General features: G+C 35.7%; 6 protein-coding genes. 3 read left to right on the top strand and 3 right to left on the bottom strand.

The features are described from left to right. Positions 1 to 63: 63 nt before the first annotated feature. Positions 64 to 1,440, bottom strand: coding sequence for a tryptophanase (locus LDB17_RS00125; protein ID WP_393924816.1), 1,377 nt, complete (start codon positions 1,438 to 1,440; stop codon positions 64 to 66). Between the two features lie 295 nt (positions 1,441 to 1,735). On the opposite strand from LDB17_RS00125, the gene LDB17_RS00120 reads away from it, so the two are divergent. The 3 genes from LDB17_RS00120 to LDB17_RS00110 all read left to right on the top strand — a co-directional run bounded on the left by LDB17_RS00120 (position 1,736) and on the right by LDB17_RS00110 (position 4,575). Then, a complete protein-coding gene (locus tag LDB17_RS00120; protein ID WP_252637436.1) occupies positions 1,736 to 2,518 on the top strand; it encodes a dihydroorotate dehydrogenase electron transfer subunit in 783 nt (260 codons plus the stop codon). After that, complete coding sequence (locus LDB17_RS00115) at positions 2,506 to 3,417, top strand: dihydroorotate dehydrogenase (protein WP_252637434.1); 912 nt, start codon at positions 2,506 to 2,508, stop codon at positions 3,415 to 3,417. The genes LDB17_RS00120 and LDB17_RS00115 overlap by 13 nt, the downstream gene beginning before the upstream one ends. Before the next feature lie 108 nt (positions 3,418 to 3,525). After that, positions 3,526 to 4,575, top strand: coding sequence for a galactofuranosyltransferase (locus tag LDB17_RS00110; protein ID WP_252637432.1), 1,050 nt, complete (start codon positions 3,526 to 3,528; stop codon positions 4,573 to 4,575). 66 nt (positions 4,576 to 4,641) lie between these two features. Here the strand turns inward: LDB17_RS00110 and LDB17_RS00105 are convergent, their stop codons facing one another. Next, positions 4,642 to 5,205, bottom strand: a complete 564-nt coding sequence (locus LDB17_RS00105) for a 30S ribosomal protein S16 (protein WP_252637430.1) — start codon at positions 5,203 to 5,205, stop codon at positions 4,642 to 4,644. Positions 5,206 to 5,327: 122 nt separating this feature from the next. Further along, positions 5,328 to 6,296, bottom strand: a complete 969-nt coding sequence (locus LDB17_RS00100; protein ID WP_252637429.1) for an alpha/beta hydrolase — start codon at positions 6,294 to 6,296, stop codon at positions 5,328 to 5,330. Positions 6,297 to 6,569 lie beyond the last annotated feature (273 nt).

The following is a 6,569-nucleotide window of genomic DNA, read 5'->3' as shown; positions in this document are numbered from 1 at the left end:
AAAAACCTCTCGAATTGTTATATTCCGAGAGGTTTATTTGTCTTGTATATGATAATTATATTACTATTTTATCCTTTTAAGTTCAACTGTAAAGTGCCTTAATAAATCAGCTTCCCAAGTAATCGTTAGTCCTTTTTTAATCGATTTTCTACGATCGAATATATTCTTTAAGGCTACTGCTACTACATTCATATGATTGTCTGTATAAACACGCCTAGGTATGGCTAAACGCAGTAAATCGAGCCCATCGAAACGATTTTTCCGGGTTACAGGGTCTCGGTCTGCTAATAGATAACCTATCTCACAACCTCTGATACCCGCTTCTAGATATAATTCTACAGCTAATGTTTGTGCCGGAAACTCTTCTTTAGGGATGTTTGGCAATACTTTCGATGCATCTACAAAGATTGCATGTCCTCCTGCCGGACGTTGATATGGGATATTATATTCATCAAGCTTCTTACCAAGGTATTCAACCTGCATTATTCTGCCTTCAAGACTCTCAAACTCTGTATTTTCATCCAGACCTATAGCCAAAGCGTTCATATCACGTCCACTCATACCTCCATAAGTAATATATCCCTCATAAGCAATTCCTTTTATTTTGGCTACATCATACCATTCTTTGAGGTTTGTGGCAAAGAATCCTCCCATATTTACAATAGCATCTTTCTTAGCGCTCATGGTCATAGCATCGGCATATGAGAACATTTCGTCGCAGATCTCTTTTATTGTCTTGTTTTCGTAACCTTTCTCTCGTTTCTTGATAAAATATGCATTCTCTGCAAATCTGGCTGAGTCAAATATTACTTTTTTAGCATATTTATTTGCAATCATGCGTGTTTCTTGCAAATTCTGCATAGATACAGGTTGTCCACCTGCCGTATTATTTGTTATGGTTACAATAATAAAGGGTGTACGATCTCCATACTTTTTCAGTGCTTCCTTAAGTTTTTTGATATCAACATTCCCTTTGAATGGAATTTCAAGTTGAGTGTCTTTAGCCTCATCTATCGTACAATCTAAAGCAATGGCCTTTCTGGATTCTATATGACCTTTTGTTGTATCGAAATGCGAATTACCCGGGCATACGTCGCCTTCTTTGATTAGGCAAGAGAATAAGACATTCTCAGCAGCACGTCCCTGATGTGTAGGTAGAACATATTCAAACCCTGTAATATGCGTTATCATATCTTTCATTTTGTAATATGAAGACGCTCCGGCATAGCTCTCGTCTCCAACCATCATGCCAGCCCATTGCCTATCGCTCATAGCACCTGTTCCAGAGTCTGTTATCAGGTCTATATACACTTGTTCCGATCTTAACTTAAACATATTGTATTTAGCATTTTTCAGCCATTGTTCACGTTCGTCTCGTGTGCTTTTATGAATAGGTTCGATCATTTTGATCTTCCAAGGTTCGGCAAAAGGCAATTCCATAATTATTTATGTTTAGATATATGTTAGACAAATGCTTGATATAGATAATTACTATGAATAAAAGAAGAACAGATTATAAACCTATTATTTCAAAATGATATTTTAATAGCAATAATGATGTGCTTTTGGATTGTTTTCATACAATATATGCTTATGTTGGCGTGATATGTTTGACATAAAGGTAGTAAAACTTGTGAATAAATTAAAGTCTTTCCTAATTTTATTATAAAGTCAAACTTTATTAACTTTGTACTCGAAATAACTCAGGAAATATTTATCTCTAAATAATAGGTTAATGAAAAAAATGATGGATTTAGTTGTTACTCAAAATGAGCAACTAAACCAAAACTATAGCCTCATTAAGCTCACCACAACAGATAAAACTCCCTTAACCGAAATGCATCCCGGGCAATTTGTAGAAGTGAGAGTTGATGGATCTCCCTCAACTTACCTTAGACGTCCTATTTCGGTAAACTTTGTGGATAAGCAAAAAAACGAATTATGGCTACTTGTTCAGGCTGTAGGTGATGGAACCAAGAAAATGTGTGAGTACAAACAGGGCGATATTGTAAACCTTCTATTACCGTTAGGTAATACATTTACAGTTCCTACTTCGAATCCGGAGCAAGAACTTCTTCTCATTGGCGGTGGCGTAGGTACTGCTCCTATGTTATTCCTTGGCGCACGCCTCAGGGAAGCAGGCTATAAACCTAAATTTCTCTTAGGCGCAAGATCAAAAAATGATTTACTCCAATTGGATGATTTCAGAAAATATGGTGAACTGTATTGTACCACTGAAGATGGAAGTTTCGGAGAAAAAGGATATGTAACAGATCACTCTGTATTAAAAAACACTCAAATATCCAAAATTTATACCTGTGGTCCTAAGCCTATGATGGTAGCTGTAGCGAAATATGCGAACACGAATAAAATAGAGTGTGAAGTGTCGCTCGAAAACCTTATGGCATGCGGGTTTGGTGTGTGTTTGTGTTGTGTAGAGAAGACACGCGAAGGGAATGTGTGTGTATGTACAGAGGGACCCGTATTTAATATAGAAAATTTGACATGGATAAACTAAAAGTAAATATAGGAAACCTGCATTTAAAGAACCCGGTAATGACAGCATCCGGTACTTTCGGGTATGGAAAGGAATATTCTGACTTTATGGACTTGGGACGAATTGGTGGTGTTTTTGTAAAAGGAACTACTATTCGCGAAAGGCAGGGGAATGATTATCCTCGTATGGCAGAAACTCCATCGGGAATGCTTAATGCGGTTGGCCTGCAAAATAAAGGCGTAGATTACTTTGTTTCAAATATATATCCCGAGATAAAAGACTTTGATACAAACATCATTGTGAACGTTTCAGGGTCAACGATCGAAGACTATGTGGAATGTTCTCAAAAGTTGGTAGCCCTCGAAAAAATACCGGCTATTGAGCTTAATATTTCCTGCCCAAATGTAAAAGAAGGGGGTATGGCATTCGGCACTTCTGCTTGTTCTGCTGCTGATGTAACAAAAGCTGTACGTGAAGTATGGAATAAGACCCTTATCGTAAAGCTGTCTCCTAACGTAACCGATATAACAGAAATTGCAAAAGCCGTAGAAGGTGAAGGTGCTGATGCTGTTTCTTTGATCAATACACTATTAGGAATGGCTGTAGACATAAATAAGAGACGTCCGGTGTTATCTACTGTTACGGGAGGGCTATCCGGCCCGTGTGTAAAGCCTATTGCGCTTAGAATGGTTTGGCAGACTTACAATGCTGTAAAAATTCCCGTGATAGGTATGGGAGGAATATCATCGTGGCAAGATGCCATTGAATTTATCCTTGCAGGCTCTTCTGCTATACAGATAGGAACACACAACTTTATTGACCCTACAATTTCTGTAAAGGTTGTAGATGGCATAAAAGAATATCTCGATAAAAATAATATTTCGTCCATACAGGAGCTAATAGGTGCATTACAAGTCTAATTCGATTTAAAGTGTAACTAGTACAAGTCTCTAATTTTAATATTTTTTATTTCTACCTTAAGGTTTGGAAATTAAATTAACTTTGTAAAAATGAATTAACATAAATCTATGAAAAAGGTTTTTATATCCAGAAACTATAAAGGAATAGAGAGTGCTGGTGGAAAAGCAAAAACAGATGTAGAGTTAATTTTACAAGGCATTGGGTTTAAGAATATAGGATGGAAACAAAGTTCGAGCAACAATAAAATCATTGATTTTGTTTTAAATATTACAGGGATACTGAAAGCGGTAATACGAATGCCATCTAAAGGTATTTTATTTCTTCAGTATCCGATGAAAAAATATTATGCATTTATTTGTGGTATTGCTCATTTGAAAGACACTAAAATCATTACACTTATTCACGATTTAGGAACTTTTAGAAGGCAGAAGCTTACTGTAGATAAAGAAATTACGCTCCTAAATAACTCCGATTACATTATAGCCTTAAATAAGAGTATGGCGAAATGGTTGGAAGAGAATAATTACAAAGGACAGACTGTGACTCTTGATATTTGGGATTATCTGTCAAAATACCAAAATACCTCAAGTTTTAGATCCAATGATGACCAAAACTATGTTGTTAATTATGCAGGAGGGCTTAGTCGACGTAAAAATTTATTCTTATACGAATTTAGTAAGCATGTAGATTCATTTATTTTCAATCTTTATGGTACAGGTTTCGAGCCTACAGAACAGGAATTAAAAAATCCTTATTTTGTTTATAAAGGTTTTGTTCAGAGTGATGATCTGATCAGTAGTATCACGGGTGATTTTGGACTGGTTTGGGATGGGGATTCGATTGATACTTGTTCCGGTAGTTTCGGTTCTTATCTGCAATTTAATAATCCTCACAAAGTATCATTGTATATTCGGTGTCATTTGCCTGTAATTATTTGGAATCAAGCAGCTATGGCACCATTTGTTTTAGAGCATGGGGTTGGTTTTTCGATAAATTCATTATCAGAAATAAAACCACGCTTATTGTCTCTTACAAAAGAACAATATAATGAGATGAAACGAAATACAATAAAACTCAGCCTACATATAGAGTCTGGTCACTATATTAAGCAAGCAATGAATAAAATAAAGTTGGATGAAAATAATATACTCTTATAATATCTATCTGTTATAAAAAAGAAAAGGCATCCAATCGGATGCCTTTTTTATGCTGTTTAAAACAAATTATTCAGCACTTTTCTCTTCTGCAGGAGCTTCTGTTTCAGCAGTAGGTGTTTCTACTACTTCTTCACTTGTTTCAGCTTCAGCTTCTGCCTGTGCTGCATTTTCTTCTGCTTTCTTTTGAGCTACAGCTTCAGCTTTTGCTTTGTTTGCTGCTTTTTCAGCCTCTAAACGAGCTTTTGCGTCTGCCTGAGCTTTTGTTTGATTCTTGTTGATAGCTGCTTGAGTACCTTTTTCTTTTTCAGCTTTCCATGCTTCAAATTTACTTTCTGCATCAGCTTCTGTAAATGCACCTTTAGCAACACCACCAAGTAAGTGTTTCTTTAACAAAACACCTTCTTCAGAAAGGATGTTACGAGTAGTGTCGGTAGGTTGAGCACCAACTTGTAACCAGTACAAAGCCCTGTCGAAATTTATAGTTATCGTAGCAGGATTGGTATTAGGATTATAAGAACCAACCTTTTCAATAAATTTTCCATCACGTGGAGCTCTGCTATCTGCAATGACGATGTGGTAAAAAGGATAACCTTTACGTCCTCGTCTTTGTAAACGGATCTTTGTAGCCATTTCTTTCTAGTTAATTTTAATTATACATAATTGTTATTAGCGGGTGCAAAGATAAGAATAAGTTTTTGTTATACAATAAAAATGATATAGAGTTATTTATTCTCTTACTAACTATATAAGGGTTATTCTAAATATTTCTTAAGCATAGCTGCCGTGAATATTATCATATTTCTGGTTGAAGGTAGATCTGCATAACCATTCAATAGACCCCAATCATGAATTACTCCGTTAAATCTTACTGTAGTAACATCAACTCCGGCTTCATCAAGCTTGCGCCCTAATTCTTCTCCGGCATCTCTCAATATATCATTTTCGGCAACTTCGATGAGTGTAGGAGGCAATCCTTTCAACTGGTTCGTTGCAGCACGTACAGGAGATACATAGATATCATCGTATTGGGCTTTGTTTGATAAGTAGTTGTCTCTCATCCAAATCATTAAAGATTTAGTTAGGAATCTTTCTTCTCCATATTTTTTGAATGATTCGGTGTTTATACCAGCGTCTGAATATGGCCACAATAGAATCTGACATTTAATATCCGGTCCTTTATTACCCTTTGCCTTCAGGCAAGTCCCGATAGTCATATTTCCTCCTGCGCTATTTCCTACAATAGCTAACCTTTTTCCATCTACATTTATTTCATCGCCATGTTCTGCAACCCACTTTGTGGCCGTATAACATTCATTCAATGCTATTGGATATTTAGCTTCGGGTGAACGGCTATATTCAATAAAGACACAAGCATACCCCGACTCAATAACTAAGTCGCGAACGAGGCGTTTATGAGTTTGATAATCTCCAAGAACCCAGCCTCCACCATGTATAAAAATAAATACAGGGAGTTTACCTTTAGCTTTCTCTGGTCGTACAATATATAGTTTTATATCATGTTCATCGACTAATATTACTTTTTTTGTTTCCTCAATACCACTAACATCTACTTTTATTGCAGCTTGAGTATCGACCAATACATTACGTGCATCGGATATAGGTAATGATTCAACCGGTTTTTCACCAGAATTCAAAACCTTCAGATACTCTTTGGTTTCTTTACTCAAATGCGGGTCTTTTAAAAAATTCGAGGTATTCATAATCTTAAAAATTTAATTATTATCAATTACTAACCTCTTTTTAACGGCTTCTTATTAACTGTTGTTTTCTCAAATATTGATAAATAACATTTTATATACTGATTTTTTATTTTTTTACAATAGTTACTTTTGCAGAAACTGCATTCGAAAACTCTTTTTCTTCTTCTATATTTAGAGCAAAGCTGACAAGTGAATATCTCCGTTCGGTTACAGGCTTATCTATTTCTGTTTCTTTTGTAATGAATATCCCTTTACTTCCTTCAAGCTCTATTT

Origin of the sequence: Dysgonomonas sp. Shenzhen-Wh21 (genome assembly GCF_043392705.1) — a bacterium.
In the GTDB taxonomy this organism is placed as follows: Bacteria; Bacteroidota; Bacteroidia; order Bacteroidales; family Dysgonomonadaceae; genus Dysgonomonas.
The sequence above is the reverse complement of the archived record's forward strand: the minus strand, read 5'-3'. Positions and strand labels throughout refer to the sequence as shown.